The sequence below is a fragment of the Fundidesulfovibrio sp. genome (assembly GCF_058402725.1).
In genome coordinates this window covers 1-16,473 of record NZ_JBZVFJ010000088.1, presented here as the reverse complement: position 1 = coordinate 16,473, position 16,473 = coordinate 1, and the positions used below count along the sequence as shown (strand labels likewise).

The following is a 16,473-nucleotide window of genomic DNA, read 5'->3' as shown; positions in this document are numbered from 1 at the left end:
TGTGGGTGACGATGATCACGCCCACGGTCTTGCGCGTTTCGGTCTGGTCGTTCATGAACGGGGTGACGAGCGCGGTGAAAGCTCCAGTGAATTGCATTGCCGACCTCCGATGGATTCGAAGCGCCCGGTGGCTACTTCGCTTGCTTGTCGCCCGGGTCCTCCACGCTCTGGAGCAGCTGCTCCATGGCCGGAGCCGGGGAGTACGAGTCGTCGAGCACCACGGCCTGGGTGGTGAAGTTCCTGCCCTGTTCCCACTTGAAGCCCTTGTCGGTGGGCAGTTCCAGCACGTCCACGGTGTAGATGGCCTTGCCCTTGGTGTAGGAGCGCATCCACAGCACGCGGCCGCCTTCGGCCGTCTTGGCCGAGAAGCCCACGCCCGATCCCAGGCCCAGCAGGATGTCCAGCCCGGGTTTGGTCTTTTCCAGGAAGTCCGACTCGGCGTGGGAGCCCCAGGGGCTCACGCCGACGACGAGCTTCGCCTGGGAACGGGCCTCCCTGACGGCGCGCTGGATGGCCGAGAGCTGGGCCTCGGAGGGATCCTCGCCGGGCTTTTTGGCTTCGGGGAAATAGAGAACCGCGACCTTTCCCCTGGCCGAATCGATGAAAACGGTCCTGGGCTCCTTGGGATCGAGCGTCACCCACTTGGGGGGGAGCTTCACGCCGGCCTGGGCGAGCTTGCCCGCCTCGGCCGGGCTCACGGCCAGGGCGTCGTAGTCCAGGGCCTGGTAGGCCTGGGCCAGGGGGCCCCACGCGTCCGGGGTGGCGTGCTCGACGCCGTCGTCGGAAACGAACTCGTAAGGGCCTCCCACGAAGAGGAGATTCCCCTTGGCGCCCTGGGCGCGGAACTTCTCGAATGCGCTGGCCCGCCGGGCCAGTCCGCCGATGGTGCGGTTGCCTCAGGTGGGGCAGGGCTTGAGGTAGCCCCAGGAGTTGCCGGAGAAGACGATGGTCAAGGGCGGCTCGGCCGAGGCCGGAGCGCCCTGGAGCAGGAGCGACAGAAGGGCTGCGAGAGCCAGGTAAAAGCGCATACGATGCCTACTTGTTGAGGAATTCCTTCAGTTCCTTGCCGGGCCTGAAGAAGGGAAGGCGTTTGGGGGCCACGTCGACCACCTCGCCGGACTTGGGGTTGCGCCCCGTGTAGCCTTTGTACCCTTTCACCTTGAAACTGCCGAAGCCGCGGATTTCCACGCGGTCACCAGCGACAAGAGCCTGCTTGATGGAGTCGATGAACGAGTTGACCACGGCCGAGGCCTCGTCCACGTGGATCTGGCGGGTTTCGGCCAGGGCGTTGATGAGCTCGCTCTTGTTCATGACAGCCTCCATGAGGGGCGGACCGCTTTGCGGCCGCGCGGTTTCCGAATCCAAAGTCTTGTTTTTGTTGTATTGCTGATAGCTCAGGGGCCGTCAAGTCAACCGGCGGAAATTTTTTTCAAAATCGGCTTGTCCTGGAGCAGGGCCTTGTTTTCGGCGCGGTGGCGTCCGATCTTGATGGCCAGGCTCAGGATGTCCTGGGAGGCCCGGCAGCGGGGCGCGTGCTTGATGAGCGGCACCTGGCGGCGCACGGCGTCGGGCACGTTGGGGTCGTTGTGCACGCAGCCCAGGTAGCCGATGTCCAGGTCCAGGAAGCGGCGGCAGGCGGCGTTGAGGCGCTCGAAGGTGGTCTGGGCCTCCTTGGCGCTGGAGGCCTGGTTGACCACGAGCTGGAAGTCGCGCACGCCGTGGGTGGCGTTGAGCACCTTGATGACGGCGTAGCAGTCGGTGAGCGAGGTGGGCTCGGGCGTGGCCACCAGAATGCGCATGCGCGTCATGGAGGCCAGGGAGAGCACGGTCTTGCCGATGCCCGCGCCCAGGTCGAAGAGGAGGTAGTCGTACTCGCAGAGCACGTCGTTGAGCTTGTCGAACACCTGGCCGCGCATGTCCTCGTCGAGTTCCAGAAGCTCGGGCACGCCGCTGGCCGCGGGGAGGAAGTCGAACCCTCCGGGCTCCACGGCGGCCACCACGTCGCGGGGCATTACGCCCGGGCGCAGCAGGTCCTGGAGGGTCTTCTCGGGGGAGATGCCCAGGAGCACGTCCACGTTGGCCAGGCCCACGTCGAAGTCCATGACGAGCATCTTGTGGTTGGCCCGGTAGAGGGCGTAGGCCAGATTGAGGGTCAGGTTCGTCTTCCCGACCCCGCCCTTGCCCGAGAGGATGGAAAGGCTCAGCGTGGAGCGCGGATTGACGCTTTCTTGGCTCATGTGTCTGGTCCCGTGAAGAGGAATTTCTTCTCCTGGGCGTGCACCAGCGTGGCCCTGGAGGTCTCGAAGAGGTCGGGGATGGGGGCCTTGACCAGCCTGTCCTTGCCCTGGCGCTTGGCCTCGTAGAGGGCCTTGTCGGCCAGGCTCACGAACTGCTCCACCGACACGGGCGCGCGTCCCTTGGTGCACACCACCCCCGCCGAACAGGTGACGCCCACGGCAGGCTCAACCCCGTCGCAGACCACCTTGCGCTGGCGGATCTCCTGGAGGATGCGTTCCAGGGTGGTCTCGGCTTGGGTCAGCCCGGAGCCGGGCAGCACCAGGGCGAACTCCTCGCCGCCGATGCGCGCGGCCATGTCGTAGGTGCGCTTGTGGCCCAGGAGCGCACCGGCCAGGGAGAGGAGCACGCGGTCGCCGCAGGGGTGGCCGAAGCGGTCGTTGACGGCCTTGAAGTCGTCCAGGTCGAGGATGGCGAGGGAGACGGGGGTGCCGCCCCGGTAGGCGCGGTCGAGTTCCATCTTCAGGTTGCGTTCGAAGGCGCGGCGGTTGGCCAGGCCGGTGAGGGGGTCCTGCCGGGTCTGGTGGGCAAGCTCCTCGAGGGTGCGCTGGATGCGCTCCAGGTGGGGCGTGGCGTCGCCGCAGGCGGGAAGGGCCAGCCACTGGAGGAAGTGGCCCTCGCGGGCGATCTCTTCCCACTGGACCAGGGTGAGCCCGGCGCACATCCGGGCGATCACGAGGCCCTGGGGGCACTCGCCCGGCGTCTCCCCGGCCCGGCGCACCAGTTCGTCCCGCAGGCGCGAAATTTCGGCCATGAGGTCTGCCTGGGAGGCGTCGAGGGTCGGGGGATGGCCTGGCTCAGGCATGGTAGTGCAGCAGGTACTGTCGGATGAAGGTGTCGATGTCGCCGTCGAGCACGGCCTCCACGTCGCCCGCATCGCAGCCGGTGCGGTGGTCCTTGACCAGGCGGTAGGGCTGGAGCGTGTAGGTGCGGATCTGGCTGCCGAAGCCGATGGCGTCCTTGGCCTGGTATTCGGCCTGGCGCAGGGCCTGCTGCTTGCCAAGCTCCTGATCGTAGAGGCGGGCCTTGAGCACCTTCATGGCTGATTCGCGGTTGCGGTGCTGGCTCTTTTCGTTCTGGCACTGCACCACGATGCCCGAGGGCATGTGCGTGATGCGTATGGCCGAGCTTGTCTTGTTGACGTGCTGGCCGCCGGGGCCGCTGGCGCGGAACACGTCCACGCGGATGTCCTCGTCCTTGACCTCGATCTGGATGTCCGCGCCCGCGTCGGGGTAGACGTCCACGGAGGCGAAGGAGGTGTGGCGGCGGCCGGAGGAATCGAAAGGCGATATGCGGATCAGGCGATGGATGCCCTTCTCGGCCTTGAGGAAACCGTAGGCGTAGGGTCCGTTCACCTGGAGCGTCACGGATTTCACCCCGGCCTCGTCGCCGGGCAGGAAGTCCAACTCGTCCACGGAGAAGCTGTGGCGCTCGCACCAGCGGCGGTAGAGGCGCAGGAGCATCTCGGCCCAGTCCTGGGCTTCGGTGCCTCCCGCTCCGGGATGGATTTCCAGGATGGCGCCGGAGGCGTCCTCGGGGCCGGAGAGCAGGGTGGCCAGTTCGGCCTCCTGCACCAGCGCGCCCAGGGTGGCGAGCTGTCCGGAGAGTTCCTGGAGCACCTCGGGGTTCTGGTCCTCCTGGGCCATGGCGAGCCATTCGTCCAGGTCTTCCCGGGCCTTCTGGAGGGTTTCGCAGCGCTCCACCTTGGCGGTGAGGTCGGACTTTTCGCGCAGGAAGGGCGTCATGCGCTCCGGGTTCTGCCAGGCGTCGGGCTTGGAGATCTCGACCTCGATGGCCGCCAGGCGAGCGGTCTTGCCGCCCACGTCAAAGACGCCCCCAGAGCGAGTCGTACTGGTCCTGGAGTTCTTTGGCCTGGGTCCTCAGTTCGGGGTATTGCAGCAGTGCCATGTGCTCGTCTGGCCGTCTCGCGGCCGGGTGACCATCGCCCACACCAGCATGACCAGCGCGGCGGCCAGGGCCGCCCCTTCGATCAGCCCGTGCAGACGGTGGTAAAGGGTTGTTGCCGTGATCAAGCCCACGCCGGAGACGGCGGCGGCCGCTTCCTGGAAGAGGGCCGTCTCGCTCGAAACGCGGCCTCGGGGATCGAGCAGGGCTGTGTAGCCGGTGTTGGTGGCGCGCAAGAGGTAGCGCCCCTGCTCGACGGCCCGGAGGGTCGCCAGCTCCAGGTGTTGCCTGGGGGCTGCGGAGCGGCCGAACCAGGCGTCGTTGGAGATGTTCACCAGGACGTTGGCCCCCATGGCCACGCGCTCCTGGGCGAGTTCCGGAAAGATCGACTCATAGCAGATGAGCATGCCCATGGCAAGGCGGCCGCTGCGCAGAGGGGCAGTGGCACGCCCGGGCGTGAAGCCGCCCACGCCCTGCAGGAGCGACGAGAGCAGGGGGATGTCCTCCCCGAAGGGGGCGTACTCCCCGAAGGGCACCAGGTGCTCCTTGTCGTAGTGGGCCTCCAGGCCCTTGACCGTGACCAGGAAGGCCCGGTTGTAGATGCGAAGCTTCCCCCGGGCGCGATCGAAGCCGGGCGCGCCGGTCACCAGGGGCACGCCGATCTCCCGGGCGAAGCGGAGCACCCGGTCGCTCTGGGGCGAGGTCTCCTCTGGGAAGAAGGTCAGGGCCGTCTCGGGCCACAGCACCACCTCGGGGCGCGTTCCCAGCACCGAGCGCGTGAGGTTTTCGTATTCGCCCAGGGTGCGTCCCAGGGACTCTTCGTCCCACTTGCGGGCCTGGTCCACGTTGCCCTGGATCATGGCGGCGGCGAAGCGGCCCTCCTCGGCCAGGGGGCGCTCCAGCGCCCAGGGGCCGTAGGCCGCCGCGAGGCCCACCACGGCGCAGGCCGCCAGGCGAGGCCGCCAGCCCGGCCCGGCCAGCCAGACGCCGCAGGCCGCCACAAGGCCCGAGAAGGCGTAGGCCCCCATCAGGGCCAGGCCCTGGATGGCCGCAGGCCATGGGGCGAAGGCCCCGGCCAGCTGGAGCCAGGGGAAGCCCGAAAAGAGCCAGCCGCGCGCCGTCTCCAGGCCCGTCCAGGCCAGGCCCGCGAAGAGGCCCAGGGCCAGGGGGCCGAAACGTCCGCCGACCGTGCGCAGGGCCCAGCAGAAGAGGGCCGGGTAGCCGCCGAGAACCGCACCCATCAGCAGGGGGCAGGGCACGGCCAGCACCCAGGGCAGGTAGCCGTAGTCGTGGACGGGCAGGGCGATCCAGTAGAGGCTGGACGAGGCCGCCAGGGCGCCGCAGAGCCAGCCGTGGAACAAGGCCGCGCGGCCCGAGGGCGCGCGCCGGGCCAGGAGCGCCAGGACCAGGGGCCAGGCCAGGATGGCCGGGGGCACGCGCAGCAGGGGGTTGGCGAACCCCAGGAAGGAGGCCAGGGCCCCCAGGAGGATGAGGCCCCAGGGCGCGGGGGCGCGGTGCGAAACGGAGCGGAAAAGGGCGGTCATGGAAGCCGGGCCGTGTTGGGAGGGTTGGTGGGCCTGGGGGCAGGCCCCTCGCGCCCGGCGGGGCCGGGCGGGGACATGGTTGGCGCGCCCCGCCGCGTCAGGCGGGGAGTTCGTCGCCCCCTGGTTCTTCGGGGAGCGGTTCGGCCAGCACCCAGCGCACCTGGCGGCGGTCGGCCTCCACAACGGTGAAGCGACGTCCGGCGGCTTCGAAGGATTCTCCGGGCCTGGGCACGCGTCCGGCCAGGTCGGAGAGGTAGCCGCCCAGGGTTTCCACCTGGTCGGAGAGCAATTCGATGCCGAAGCGGTCGGCCAGCTCCTCCAGGGGGAAGCGGCCGTGGAAGCGGTAGCTGCCGTTCTCCAGTTCCTGGAATTCGGCGGGGCGCGTGGGATCGTGTTCGTCCTCGATCTCTCCCACGATTTCTTCGAGCACGTCCTCGAGGGTGACCAGTCCGGACGTGCCGCCGTATTCGTCCAGGGCCACGGCGATGTGGATGCGCGCGCGCTGGAACTCGGCGAGCATCTCGCGCAGGTTCTTGGTCTCGGGGATGTAGAGGGGCTTGCGCATCACCCGGGCCAGGGGCGGCGGGGGGGCGCTGGCGTCCATGAGGAAACGCAGCAGATCCTTGGCGTGGACAACGCCCAGGATGTGGTCGCGGTTTTCGCGGTAGACGGGGATGCGCGAATGGCCGTGCTCCACGATGAGCCGCGTGACCTCGGCGACGCCGTCCTCCTCGTCCGCGCAGACCATGTCCGTGCGCGTCACCATGATGTCGGCCACCTGCTTTTCGCCCAGCTTGAGCACCTTGAGCAGCACCAGAGCGTCTTCGGGCTTGATCTCGCCGTCCTGCTGGGCCGACTCGATGAGTTCCGCCAGGGGCAGGTCGTCGCGCCCCTTGAACAGGCGTGTGAACAGACTCCAGAATCGTCCTTCCGGTCCTTCTTCCAACGTGGTCCTCCCTGTTTGCGTCCCGGCCGGTCGGCCGGACGGCGTTTGCTGGCGGTCTCCGGGGTCCGCGAGAGCCGCTCGCGGGCGGATCGCCGCCCTTCTCCAGGATGCGTTCAGTCGGTTTCGCCGCCGAAGGCGACGGGGCCGACAACCTGCGGGGCCTGGCGCACGGTGCGCCACCCGACGGCCCGGCGGGCCGGACTATGCGATGCCTTTGTTACGATACAATTCCAGGTGCAGCTCGTAGGCCCAGTCGTCGATCTCGCGCACGCCGAAATCGCGGCTGACGGTGCGCCAGCGCAGTCCCGTCAGGGGCGGATCGTTGGGGACGCCCACCGTGGCGAAGGCCATGCCCAGGGAGAGTTTGCTCCTGGAGTCGCAGTCGTCGAAGCACTTGAGCACGCGCAGGGTCACATAGTGGGTGGCGAAGCCCGAGAAGTCCGGGGCGGCCACGGTGAGCTGGGCGTAGTAGTGCTGGTTCACGGTGATCTTGTTGTCCACGGTCCGCAGCGCTGCCGGGGAGATCTCCACGCGCACGCCGCCGCCGGAGATGTTCACGAGCTTCACCGCGTTCTCCTCGCCGTAGGTCCAGGAGTAGGTGGGCTCGCCCCAGTGGTCGGGGTCGTGGAGGTCGGAGCGCCGGGGCATGTGGTCCTCGGCCCAGAGACGGAAGGTGCGCACGTATTTGTCCGGGGGCTCCACGCGCAGGTGCATGCGGTTCTGGTTGAGTTCCAGGCGCAGGGGCCGCGAGAGCTTGAGCAGGAGCACGTCGTCGGGCAGCTGCTCGTAGCCGGTGATTTCGGCGATGAAGGAGAACGTGGAGAGGAGCTTGGGGTTGTCGGGCATGCGCAGCCGGAAGGAGAGCTCCAGCGTGCGGCCCACCCAGGCAGGGTTGATGGCGCGGAGGGAGGACATCTCCAGGACTAGGCCGTCCTTGCCCGCCTCCAGGAGCGTGCCGTCGGAGGAGCGCGCCGCCCCCAGGTCGCGGTGGAAGCTCACGCGGACCTTGCTGCGCTGGCCCACGGCGGCGTCGAGCAGCTCCATGATCTGGCCGTAGCCCGTGATCCAGGTGATGGGCTTCTCCAGCATCACCTCCTTGGGCTGCTTGGAGAAGACGAAGGCCAGCGTGGTGAGCCCGGCGAAGGCCCCGAAAAAGGCCACCACCAGCAGCACGGATTCCAGGGTGACGCGCCCGGCCAGGATGTCCTCGAACATCCGGGAGAAGAAATCTTCCAGTGCGGCATCGAAGCGCGGAATGTCCAGCACGCCGAACCCCTCGGTCATGACCGCTTGAGCTTCTTGAGGTGGATTTCCAGACAGGCCAGGGAGGCGGGGGTGATCCCCGAAATGCGCCCGGCCTGGCCCAGGGTCAGGGGTCTCGTGCGGCCAAGTTTCTCCACCACCTCGTTGGAGAGCCCCGCGACCTCCCGATACTCCAAGTCCGCCGGGAGCGCCACAGATTCCATGCCGGCCAGGCGTCCCGCCGTCTCCTCCTGGCGCTTGAGGTAGCCCGCGTACTTCACGCGGCACTGGGCCTCCTGGAGCACGCCGGGGGCGAACTCCGCCAGGGAGGGCCACAGGGCGGCCAGGGATTCGATCTCCACGGCGGGCTGGCGCAGGATGTCGGCCAGGGCCACGTTCTTGCCGGGAGCGGCGGCCCCGGCGGCGGCCAGAAGCTCGCGGGTGGCGGCGTCGGGGCGCACGCGCACGGCCTCCAGGCCCTCGATGCAGCGGCGCAGGGACTCCTCCTTGGCGCGCCAGGCCTGCCAGCGGGCGTCGTCCACCAGGCCCAGGGCGCGCCCGGCGGGGGTGAGCCGCTCGTCGGCGTTGCCCTCGCGCAGGAGCAGGCGGTGCTCGGCCCGGGAGGTGAACATGCGGTAGGGCTCGGTGGCGCCCTTGGTGGTCAGGTCGTCCACGAGCACCGCGATGTAGGATTCGTCGCGCCGGGGCAGGAAGGGGGCCTCGCCGCGCAGGGCCTGGGAGACGTTCAGGGCGGCCCAGAGGCCCTGGGCGGCCGCCTCCTCGTAGCCCGAGGTTCCGTTGATCTGCCCGGCCATCCAGAGACCTGGCAGGGCCTTGGCCTCCAGGGCGGGGGAGAGCTGCTCGGGGTTGGCGTAGTCGTATTCGATGGCGTAGCCCGGGCGCACGATCTGGGCCTTTTCCAGGCCCGGGATGCAGGCCAGCATGGCCTTCTGCACGTCCAGGGGCAGGCTGGTGGGGATGCCGTTGGGATAGACCTCGGGGCTCGACAGGCCCTCTGGCTCCACGAAAATCTGATGCCGCTCCTTCTCGGGGAAGCGGGCCACCTTGTCCTCTATGGAGGGGCAGTAGCGCGCCCCCGTGCCCCTGATCACGCCGGTGAACATGGGGGAGCGGTCGAACCCGGCGCGGATGGCCTCGTGGGCGGCCTCGTTGGTGTGGGTGAGCCAGCAGGGGACCTGGGGCAGGGGCACGCTCCGGTTGAGGAAGCTGAAGGGCTCGGGCGGGTCGTCTCCGGGCTGGATCTGCATCCGCGAGAAGTCCACGGAATCCTTGAGCAGCCGGGGCGTGGTGCCGGTCTTGAGGCGCCCCAGGCGGATGCCCAGGGCCGTCAGGCTGGCCGAGAGCCCCTGGGCGGCCGGGTCGCCCAGGCGGCCGCCGGGAAAGTTGGTGAGCCCCACATGGATGAGCCCCATGAGGAACGTGCCCGTGGTGAGCAGCACCGCCCGGGCGGGGTGCGTCTCGCCCAGGGCCGTGGCAACGCCGGAGGCCCGTCCGTCCTTCGTGAGCACGGCGGTGGCGGTGTCCTGGCGGATCCAGAGGTTTTCGCGGGCGAAGAGGTCGCGCTGCACCACGCGGGGGTATACGTCCCGGTCGATCTGGGCTCTTGTGGCGCGCACGGCGGGGCCCTTGCGGGTGTTGAGCCTGCGGAACTGGATGCCCGCCTCGTCGGCCCACAGGCCCATCATGCCGCCCAGGGCGTCGATCTCCTTGACCATGTGGCCCTTGGCCACGCCGCCGATGGCGGGGTTGCAGGAGAGGTGGCCGATGCGGTCTACGTTGAGGGTCAGGAGCAGGGTGTCCAGGCCCAGGCGGGAGGCGGCCATGGCGGCCTCGCAGCCCGCGTGGCCCGCGCCCACCACCACCAGGTCGAAGCGCTCCGGGAAGGGGCGCTTGGCCATGGGCGGACCGGCCGGGGGGAGGGGGCTCTCTGGCATGGCGGCGTGGCGCGGGGCCGTTGGGGCGGCCCTGTGCGCCTAGTCCTGCTCGTCGAAGAGCGCCCGGGCGATCACCTGGGCGTCCCCGATGTTGTTCTTGATCAGGGAGCGCTCGTTGGGCTGGTGGGCGTTGGGGGTCCAGGTGGCCCAGACCACGGCGTCGAGCCCCGCGCGGCGCAGGTAGGCGGCCACGGTGCCTCCGCCCACGCCCATGGGCCGGGGGTTGCCGCCGTAGACCTCCTTCACCGCGCGCAGCACGCGCCGCACCACCGGGGCGTCCTTGGGCGTGGCCGGGGCGGCTTGCTCCTTCTGCACCAGGTCGTACTGGGCGGTGACGCCGTAGGACTGGCAGATCTCGCGGCCCATCTCGTAGACGGCCTCGAGCACGTCGTCGAGGTCGTACTGGGGCAGCACGCGGCAGTCCATGTAGAACACGTCGCGGCCGGGGATGGTGTTCACGTTCTCCACGTTGGCCTCTTTCTTGGTGGGCTGGAACGTGGAGTTGGCGGGCTTGAAGAGTTCGTTCACGGCCGGGAAGCGGTCGTGGAGCTTGGTCAGGCGCAGGATGAGGGCCGCGCTGGCCACCAGGGTGTTCACGCCCTCTTCGGGGGAGGATGCGTGGCACTGCTTGCCCGAGAGCGTGATCTTGAGCCAGAGCATGCTCTTCTCGGCCACCTCCACCATCTCCGAGGACGGGATGCCGAAATCCGGGATGATGTAGAGGTCGTTGCCGCCGAAGAGTTCCGGGTGGTTTTTGAGGAGCCAGTCCAGGCCGTACTTGGAGCCGTTCTCCTCGTCGGCCACGAGGAGCACGCCGTAGTTCACGGGCGGGGTGATCCCCAGTTCCACCATGCCCTTGGCCACCAGCAGGGAGGCAACAACGCCCTGGTGGTTGTCCTCCACGCCCCGGCCCACCATGGTCTCGCCGTCCAGGACCATCTCGAAGGGGTCGCCGGTCCAGAGGGTGGGGTCGCCGGGGGGCACCACGTCCAGGTGGGATATCACCCAGAGGGTGCGCGAGGCGTCTTTCCCCGGCACCACGGCCTTGATGCTGGGGCGGTGGCCGCAGGGCACGCGCTTGTCCGGGGCGCGGAACTCCTCCACGTCGGTGATGCCGTGCTCCGCAAGCCAGCCGAGCATGAAGTCGGCCTTGGCGCGCTCGCCGTGACCGCCGTTGTCCGGCCCCACGGCGGGGATGGCCACCATGGCGCGTTGCAGATTCACCACGACGTCTCGCGAGGCGGCGATGGAGCGAAGCAGTTCGGCGGGCATGGAAATCTCCGAAGAATGCGGAATATGGATCGCCGGGCGATCCTATCCCCTCGGACGCGCTGTTGGCAAGGCGGCTGGAAAAAAAGGCGGGAGCCGAAGCTCCCGCCCGAAACCGCGGGTTAGCGGCCGCGCGCGGCGCGCTTGGAGGCCTTGAGGGGGTTCACCTTGACCTTGCCGGTCTTGTCCTTCTCGGCCTTCACGTGGGTGGCGAAGTTGCACACCCCGTGGGACCATTTGCGTTCCGGCTGGGGGTAGCTGGTGCAGTACTTGGCGCCTTCCACTTCCTTGGCGCGCTCGCAGCCCTCGCACTTCTCGACGATGGGCAGGCACTCGACGCCGTTGACCACGTAGCTCATGGAATCATCCTCCGTTGACGCCCTGACGGGCGATACGATTCGTGTCGCTGGGAACCGCGATCCTTTTCATCATTCGGCGGTTTCTGTCAACCCCTGCGCGCCCACCGCCGCACGCCTTCCAGCGCGAGGTCCAGTTCGCGGCGGTCGATGGTCAGATGGCGGCCGTCCTTGTAGAGCAGGCGTCCGGCCGCCATTGTTAGGCGCACGGGCGCGCCGTGGGCGGCGTAGACCAGGTCCGAGACGGGATCGAATCCGGGCTGGAGGGCCGGGTGGTCGCGGCGCAGGGCGATCAGGTCGGCCTGCATGCCGGGGGCCAGCGCGCCCACGTTGTCCAGGCCCAGGGCCGCCGCGCCCTCGCGGGTGGCCATGTCCAGCACGTCGCGGGCGGGCAGGGCGGTGGGGTCGCCCTCGCGGACCTTGGCCAAGAGGGCCGCCGCGCCCATCTCGGAGAACATGTTCAGGCCGTTGTTGCTGGCCGCTCCGTCCGTGCCCAGGCCCATGCGCACCCCGGCGCGGCGCATGGCCGCTACGGGAGCCATGCCCGAGGCCAGCTTCATGTTGCTGCGCGGGCAGTGGGCCACGGCAACGCCCCGCTCCGCCAGGAGCATCGCCTCGGCCTCGTCGACTTGCACGCAGTGGGCCAGGAGCAGTCCCGGTTCCAGAATCCCCAGCCGGTCCAGCACGGCCAGGGGGCTTGCGCCGAAGCGCTCCAGGCACAGGGCCGTTTCCTGGGCGTTCTCCGCGGCGTGCAGGGTGAGGATGCCTCCCGATGCGCGGCGCATCGCGGCCAGACGCTTGAGCGTTTCATGCCCGGTGGCGTAGACCGAGTGGGCCACCAGGCAGGGCGTGAGCAGCGGCTTGTCCCGGCAGGAGTCCTTAAGGGCGGCCACGCGCTCGAAGGCCTGGTCCATGGTTGCGTAGGAGGCGTTGGGGGTGTCGAAGACGCCCTCGCCCAGCACGCAGCGCATTCCGGCCGCATGAACGGCCCGGGCAACGTCCCGGGCGAAGATGTACTGGTCGTTGAAGGTGGTGGTCCCCCCGGCCAGCATCTCGGCGCAGGCCAGCGTCGCGCCGATCTCCACGATCTCCGCCGAGAGCCGGGCCTCGGCGGGCCAGATGCGCCCGGAGAGCCACTCCATGAGCGGCAGGTCGTCCCCCAGGCCCCGGAACACGGTCATGGCCGCGTGGGTGTGGGCGTTGACGAGGCCCGGCAGCACCATGTCGCCGGAGCAGTCCAGGAACTCCCGGGCGGGCGTGCCCGCCAGCGCGCTCCAGGGGCCTGCGGCGGTGACGGCGCCGTCCTTCACGGCCAGGCCCGCGTCCTCAAGGACGCGGCGCTCCCCGTCCTGGGTGACGAGCATTCCGGCGCGCAGCAGCAGGTCGGCGGGGGCAGGTGGCGTTGGGTGTTCCATCACCCCGATTGAGCCCGCTTGCCCCCGTGAAGTCAAGCGCTTGCGCACGCATTCCGGATTGTCCATAGCTTTCAAGATGATGCCCGGTCATGGCTTGACGAATGGGCGGCTTTCACGTAGCGCCAGGATGGTTTCGACATCACCCCAGGAGAGCTGTCATGGATCTTCGCGCCTTGTTACGGGAAATTCCCGACGTGCCCAAGCCGGGCATCCTCTTCTTCGACATCACCCCGCTGCTGGGCGACGGCGCGGCCTTCCGCAAAGCCATCGACACCTTCGCCGAGCGCTTCGCCGACAAGGGCGCCACCAAGGTGGTCTGCGCCGAGGCGCGCGGCTTCATCTTCGGGGCGGCCCTGGCCTACAGGCTGGGCATCGGCTTCGTTCCAGTGCGCAAACCGGGCAAGCTCCCCTGGAAGACCGCCTCCGTCACCTACGACCTGGAGTACGGCACAGATACCCTCTGCATGCACGAGGACGCCCTGCTGCACGGCGAGAAGGTCCTGGTGATCGACGACGTGCTGGCCACCGGCGGCACCCTTACGGGCATGCTCGAGTTGATGAAGAATTTCGAGGCCGAGATCGTGGGCATCGGCATCCTGGTGGAGCTTTGCTTCCTCAACGGCCGCGACAAGCTCAACGGCCTGCCGCTGGACTCCATCATCCAGATCAGCTGAACGGCCCCGGCCCGACAGTTCAAGCAGCCGGGGCTCGCCCCGGCGAGGGAACCCGCAAGCGACATGAAGATAGGCATCATCGGCGGCAGCGGCCTGGACAACCCCGACATCCTTGAAAACCCCCGGGATTTCGAGGCGGACACCCCCTACGGCAAACCCAACTCCACCCTGCGCCAGGGAACCATCAAGGGCCGCGACGTGGTGCTGCTGGCCCGCCACGGCCGGGGCCACACCTGCCCCCCCACCTTCGTGAACTACCGGGGCAACATCCTGGCCCTCAAGGCCGCCGGATGCACCCACATCCTGGCCACCACGGCCGTGGGCTCGCTCAAGGCCGAGATCAAGCGCGGCGACCTGGTGGTGCTCGACCAGTTCATCGACTTCACCCGCCTGCGCCCCCTCACCTTCCACGAGCGTTTCGAGCCCCATTGCCCCGTGCACACGCCCATGGCCGACCCCTTCGACCAGAACCTGCGCGACAGGCTCATCGCGGCCTGCGCCAAGTTCGGCTACAGCCACCACCCCACCGGCACCGTGGTGACCATCGAAGGCCCGCGCTTCTCCACCCGCGCGGAATCCAACATGTTCCGCCAGTGGGGCGCGGACGTGATCAACATGAGCATCGCCACCGAGGCCATCCTGGCCGCCGAAGCGGGCATCCCCTACGCCGCCGTGGCCATGTCCACCGACTACGACTGCTGGAAGACCGACGAACCCCCCGTCACCTGGGAGGACATCCTGCACATCTTCAAGCAGAACGCGGAGAAGGTGACGGGCGTGCTCATGGAGGTGATCGCCGGGATGGAAGCCCCCAAGGGCTGATCCCGTGACGCGCCCCGCCTGCCTGCTCCTGCACGGGTTCGGCGGCGAACCCTTCGAGATGCTCCCCCTGGCCGAGGCCCTTTCGGCCAGGGGGTTTTCCGTGCGCACGCCCCTGTTGCCGGGCCACGGCGAGTCCGTGGAGGCCTGGAACCGCACCGGCTGGCCGGACTGGCTGGGATGCGCCGCCCGCGAATACGAGGCCCTGGAGCGCGAACACGGCCGCGTGGCCGTGTTGGGGCTCTCCATGGGCGGGAGCCTTTCCCTGGCCTTGGCCCAGCGCTACCGGCCCGCCGCCGTGGTCGCCATCGCCTCGCCGGTGTTCCTCTACCGCTTCTGGCCCCCTGCGGCCACGGACTGGCGGCTGCCCCTGCTCTCGCTGTTGCGCCGCTGGCGGCCCGTATGGCCCAACGCCGCTCGCAAGGAGGAGTCGCGCCGCATCGCCCCCTGGCAGGGCTACGAGACGAGCACCGGCCTGCACGCCCTGGCCTCGCTGGAAGAGGGCCTGCGCCAGGTCCGGCGCGGCCTGGGCAAGGTGACGGCCCCGCTGCTGGCCCTTCACGCCCTGGGCGACACCAAGGTGCCCATGGAAAACCTGTGGGAGATCGTGGGCAAGGCGGGCTCCAAAACGCGCGAGGCCGTGGTGCTGCGCATCGACGAGCGCGTGACCTCGCGCCATATCCTGACGACGCACCAGGAGACCAAGGACGAGGTGGCGAGGCGGTGCGTTGGGTTCGTGGAGGGTTTGTGATGAACGCCGGATCCCCATCCGAGGAGTTGGCCGTGAGGAAAACCGGCGTCCGGATCGTGGCCGCGCTTCTCCTGACGTTTTTTGCCGCTGTTTCCGCGGCATCGGCCAAGGATGTCTCGCCCGTGGGCGAACAGACGGCCGTGGATGCCCAGGGCCGCGCCATCTACCAGGTGGAAGGGAACGGGATCAAAATCGGATACAAGCTGATCGGCTCCGGGGAGCCGCTGTTGCTGCTCACGGGGCTCGGCTGCACCATGGAGCGCTGGACCCCCGAATTCATCGCCGAGGCCTCCGGGAAATACCAGCTGATCCTCATGGACAACCGGGGCATGGGGTACACCACGGACAACGGCGAGCCCTTCTCCTACAAGCTCTTCGCCCAGGACGCGATCAGCCTGCTCGACGCCCTGGGCGTCCAGAAGACGAACGTATTGGGCTATTCCCAGTCCAGCGTCACCACGCAGAACCTGCTTCTCTCTTCTCCGGAGCGGGTGAACAAGGCCGTGATCCACGCCACGTCCATCGACGGCAAGGCGGTGGCGGCGGCGTTCAAGACCATCGCCCTGCCCGACAATCCCACCATCAGGAAGCAACTCGAGGCGGCGATGGGTTGGCAGGCTCCCCTGGACAAGATGCCCCTGATCCGCAATCAGGTCATGCTGCTGGTGGGGACGGCGGACAACGTGGTGGGCGTGGAAAGCTCCAGGACCCTGGCCGGCCTGATCCCCGGGGCATGGCTCGTCCAGTTCAAGAACGGAACCCACCACCTCCAGTTCGAGGCCCCTGCGGAATTCGCCCGCATCGTCCTGACGTTCCTGGAGATGAACGAGACCGTTACGCCGAAACCCCAGTGAGGGAATGCCTCAGCACTTCCCCTGCTTCTTCTTGTCTTCCATCACCAGCTTGTAGTTCACCGCGTCTTCCAGGGCCTGCCAGCTGGCCTGGATGATGTTGTGGGAGACGCCCACGGTGGTCCAGGTGTCGGTCTGGTCGCCGGTGGTGATGAGCACGCGCACGTGGGACGCCGTGCCCGAGTCGTGCTTGGTTTTCGAGTTGAGCACGCGCACCTTGAAGTCCAGCAGCCTGATCTCGTTGATCTTGGGGTAGAACCGCGCCAGGGCCTTGCGCAGGGAGTTGTCCAGCGCGTTCACGGGGCCAAGGCCCACGGCGGCCGTGTGCTCCACGTGTCCGCCCACCTGGACCATCACGGTGGCCTCGGCCAGGGGGTCTTCGCAACCGGTCTGCTTCCAGTCCAGCACGCGGTACTTCACCAGGCTGAAGTAGCGGCGCGTCATGCCCAGG

At 68.5% G+C, this 16,473-nt stretch carries 17 protein-coding genes; 4 read left to right on the top strand and 13 right to left on the bottom strand.

Annotated features, from left to right (window positions below):
* Positions 1-131: 131 nt before the first annotated feature.
* From ACV4UX_RS12230 to ACV4UX_RS12175, 12 genes are all read right to left on the bottom strand, one after another.
* Complete coding sequence (locus ACV4UX_RS12230; protein WP_491593559.1) at positions 132-1,028, bottom strand: UshA-like (seleno)protein family 2; 897 nt, start codon at positions 1,026-1,028, stop codon at positions 132-134.
* Positions 1,029-1,035: 7 nt separating this feature from the next.
* A complete protein-coding gene (locus tag ACV4UX_RS12225; RefSeq protein WP_235956991.1) occupies positions 1,036-1,311 on the bottom strand; it encodes an HU family DNA-binding protein in 276 nt (91 codons plus the stop codon).
* 98 nt (positions 1,312-1,409) lie between these two features.
* Positions 1,410-2,237 carry a MinD/ParA family protein gene (locus ACV4UX_RS12220; protein ID WP_491593558.1) on the bottom strand — a complete coding sequence of 276 codons (828 nt, stop codon included), beginning with the start codon at positions 2,235-2,237 and terminating at the stop codon, positions 1,410-1,412.
* Positions 2,234-3,100, bottom strand: coding sequence for a GGDEF domain-containing protein (locus ACV4UX_RS12215; RefSeq protein WP_491593557.1), 867 nt, complete (start codon positions 3,098-3,100; stop codon positions 2,234-2,236). Before ACV4UX_RS12215 ends, ACV4UX_RS12220 begins: the two co-directional genes overlap by 4 nt.
* A protein-coding gene (gene prfB, locus ACV4UX_RS12210) for a peptide chain release factor 2 (RefSeq protein WP_491593560.1) occupies positions 3,093-4,197 on the bottom strand; the annotation gives its coding sequence in 2 pieces (ribosomal slippage) (positions 3,093-4,121 and positions 4,123-4,197; 1,104 coding nt in all). Before prfB ends, ACV4UX_RS12215 begins: the two co-directional genes overlap by 8 nt.
* Complete coding sequence (gene lnt, locus ACV4UX_RS12205) at positions 4,176-5,744, bottom strand: apolipoprotein N-acyltransferase (protein ID WP_491593556.1); 1,569 nt, start codon at positions 5,742-5,744, stop codon at positions 4,176-4,178. Before lnt ends, prfB begins: the two co-directional genes overlap by 22 nt.
* A 97-nt stretch (positions 5,745-5,841) precedes the next feature.
* Positions 5,842-6,690, bottom strand: a complete 849-nt coding sequence (locus ACV4UX_RS12200; RefSeq protein WP_491593555.1) for a hemolysin family protein — start codon at positions 6,688-6,690, stop codon at positions 5,842-5,844.
* 201 nt (positions 6,691-6,891) lie between these two features.
* On the bottom strand, positions 6,892-7,974 hold the full coding sequence (locus ACV4UX_RS12195; RefSeq protein WP_491593554.1) for a PilZ domain-containing protein: 1,083 nt from the start codon (positions 7,972-7,974) through the stop codon (positions 6,892-6,894).
* On the bottom strand, positions 7,971-9,851 hold the full coding sequence (gene mnmG, locus ACV4UX_RS12190) for a tRNA uridine-5-carboxymethylaminomethyl(34) synthesis enzyme MnmG (RefSeq protein WP_491593553.1): 1,881 nt from the start codon (positions 9,849-9,851) through the stop codon (positions 7,971-7,973). The genes ACV4UX_RS12195 and mnmG overlap by 4 nt, the downstream gene beginning before the upstream one ends.
* A gap of 75 nt (positions 9,852-9,926) precedes the next feature.
* Complete coding sequence (locus tag ACV4UX_RS12185; protein WP_491593552.1) at positions 9,927-11,159, bottom strand: M20 family metallo-hydrolase; 1,233 nt, start codon at positions 11,157-11,159, stop codon at positions 9,927-9,929.
* A 119-nt stretch (positions 11,160-11,278) separates the two neighbouring features.
* The gene (locus ACV4UX_RS12180; protein ID WP_173085915.1) at positions 11,279-11,515 is read right to left on the bottom strand and encodes a PxxKW family cysteine-rich protein; all 237 of its coding nucleotides are present in this window, start codon (positions 11,513-11,515) and stop codon (positions 11,279-11,281) included.
* An 86-nt stretch (positions 11,516-11,601) separates the two neighbouring features.
* The gene (locus ACV4UX_RS12175; RefSeq protein WP_491593551.1) at positions 11,602-12,927 is read right to left on the bottom strand and encodes an amidohydrolase; all 1,326 of its coding nucleotides are present in this window, start codon (positions 12,925-12,927) and stop codon (positions 11,602-11,604) included.
* A gap of 158 nt (positions 12,928-13,085) precedes the next feature.
* On the opposite strand from ACV4UX_RS12175, the gene ACV4UX_RS12170 reads away from it, so the two are divergent.
* The 4 genes from ACV4UX_RS12170 to ACV4UX_RS12155 all read left to right on the top strand — a co-directional run bounded on the left by ACV4UX_RS12170 (position 13,086) and on the right by ACV4UX_RS12155 (position 16,025).
* A complete protein-coding gene (locus ACV4UX_RS12170; RefSeq protein WP_491593550.1) occupies positions 13,086-13,601 on the top strand; it encodes an adenine phosphoribosyltransferase in 516 nt (171 codons plus the stop codon).
* Between the two features lie 63 nt (positions 13,602-13,664).
* On the top strand, positions 13,665-14,423 hold the full coding sequence (gene mtnP, locus ACV4UX_RS12165; RefSeq protein ID WP_491593549.1) for an S-methyl-5'-thioadenosine phosphorylase: 759 nt from the start codon (positions 13,665-13,667) through the stop codon (positions 14,421-14,423).
* A gap of 4 nt (positions 14,424-14,427) precedes the next feature.
* Positions 14,428-15,171 carry an alpha/beta hydrolase gene (locus tag ACV4UX_RS12160; protein WP_491593548.1) on the top strand — a complete coding sequence of 248 codons (744 nt, stop codon included), beginning with the start codon at positions 14,428-14,430 and terminating at the stop codon, positions 15,169-15,171.
* The gene (locus tag ACV4UX_RS12155; protein WP_491593547.1) at positions 15,171-16,025 is read left to right on the top strand and encodes an alpha/beta fold hydrolase; all 855 of its coding nucleotides are present in this window, start codon (positions 15,171-15,173) and stop codon (positions 16,023-16,025) included. The genes ACV4UX_RS12160 and ACV4UX_RS12155 overlap by 1 nt, the downstream gene beginning before the upstream one ends.
* A 9-nt stretch (positions 16,026-16,034) precedes the next feature.
* On the opposite strand, the gene ACV4UX_RS12150 is transcribed toward ACV4UX_RS12155, so the two are convergent.
* Positions 16,035-16,473, bottom strand: a 439-nt coding sequence (locus tag ACV4UX_RS12150; protein ID WP_491593546.1) for an alpha-isopropylmalate synthase regulatory domain-containing protein, incomplete at its 5' end; no start/stop codon positions are given.

Coding starts and splice junctions, on each gene's coding strand:
- ACV4UX_RS12225 (WP_235956991.1), bottom strand. CDS start 1,311: ATGAACAAGAGCGAGCTCATCAACGCCCTGGCCGAAACCCGCCAGATC.
- ACV4UX_RS12220 (WP_491593558.1), bottom strand. CDS start 2,237: ATGAGCCAAGAAAGCGTCAATCCGCGCTCCACGCTGAGCCTTTCCATC.
- ACV4UX_RS12215 (WP_491593557.1), bottom strand. CDS start 3,100: ATGCCTGAGCCAGGCCATCCCCCGACCCTCGACGCCTCCCAGGCAGAC.
- lnt (WP_491593556.1), bottom strand. CDS start 5,744: ATGACCGCCCTTTTCCGCTCCGTTTCGCACCGCGCCCCCGCGCCCTGG.
- ACV4UX_RS12195 (WP_491593554.1), bottom strand. CDS start 7,974: ATGACCGAGGGGTTCGGCGTGCTGGACATTCCGCGCTTCGATGCCGCA.
- mnmG (WP_491593553.1), bottom strand. CDS start 9,851: ATGGCCAAGCGCCCCTTCCCGGAGCGCTTCGACCTGGTGGTGGTGGGC.
- ACV4UX_RS12185 (WP_491593552.1), bottom strand. CDS start 11,159: ATGCCCGCCGAACTGCTTCGCTCCATCGCCGCCTCGCGAGACGTCGTG.
- ACV4UX_RS12180 (WP_173085915.1), bottom strand. CDS start 11,515: ATGAGCTACGTGGTCAACGGCGTCGAGTGCCTGCCCATCGTCGAGAAG.
- ACV4UX_RS12175 (WP_491593551.1), bottom strand. CDS start 12,927: ATGGAACACCCAACGCCACCTGCCCCCGCCGACCTGCTGCTGCGCGCC.
- ACV4UX_RS12170 (WP_491593550.1), top strand. CDS start 13,086: ATGGATCTTCGCGCCTTGTTACGGGAAATTCCCGACGTGCCCAAGCCG.
- mtnP (WP_491593549.1), top strand. CDS start 13,665: ATGAAGATAGGCATCATCGGCGGCAGCGGCCTGGACAACCCCGACATC.
- ACV4UX_RS12155 (WP_491593547.1), top strand. CDS start 15,171: ATGAACGCCGGATCCCCATCCGAGGAGTTGGCCGTGAGGAAAACCGGC.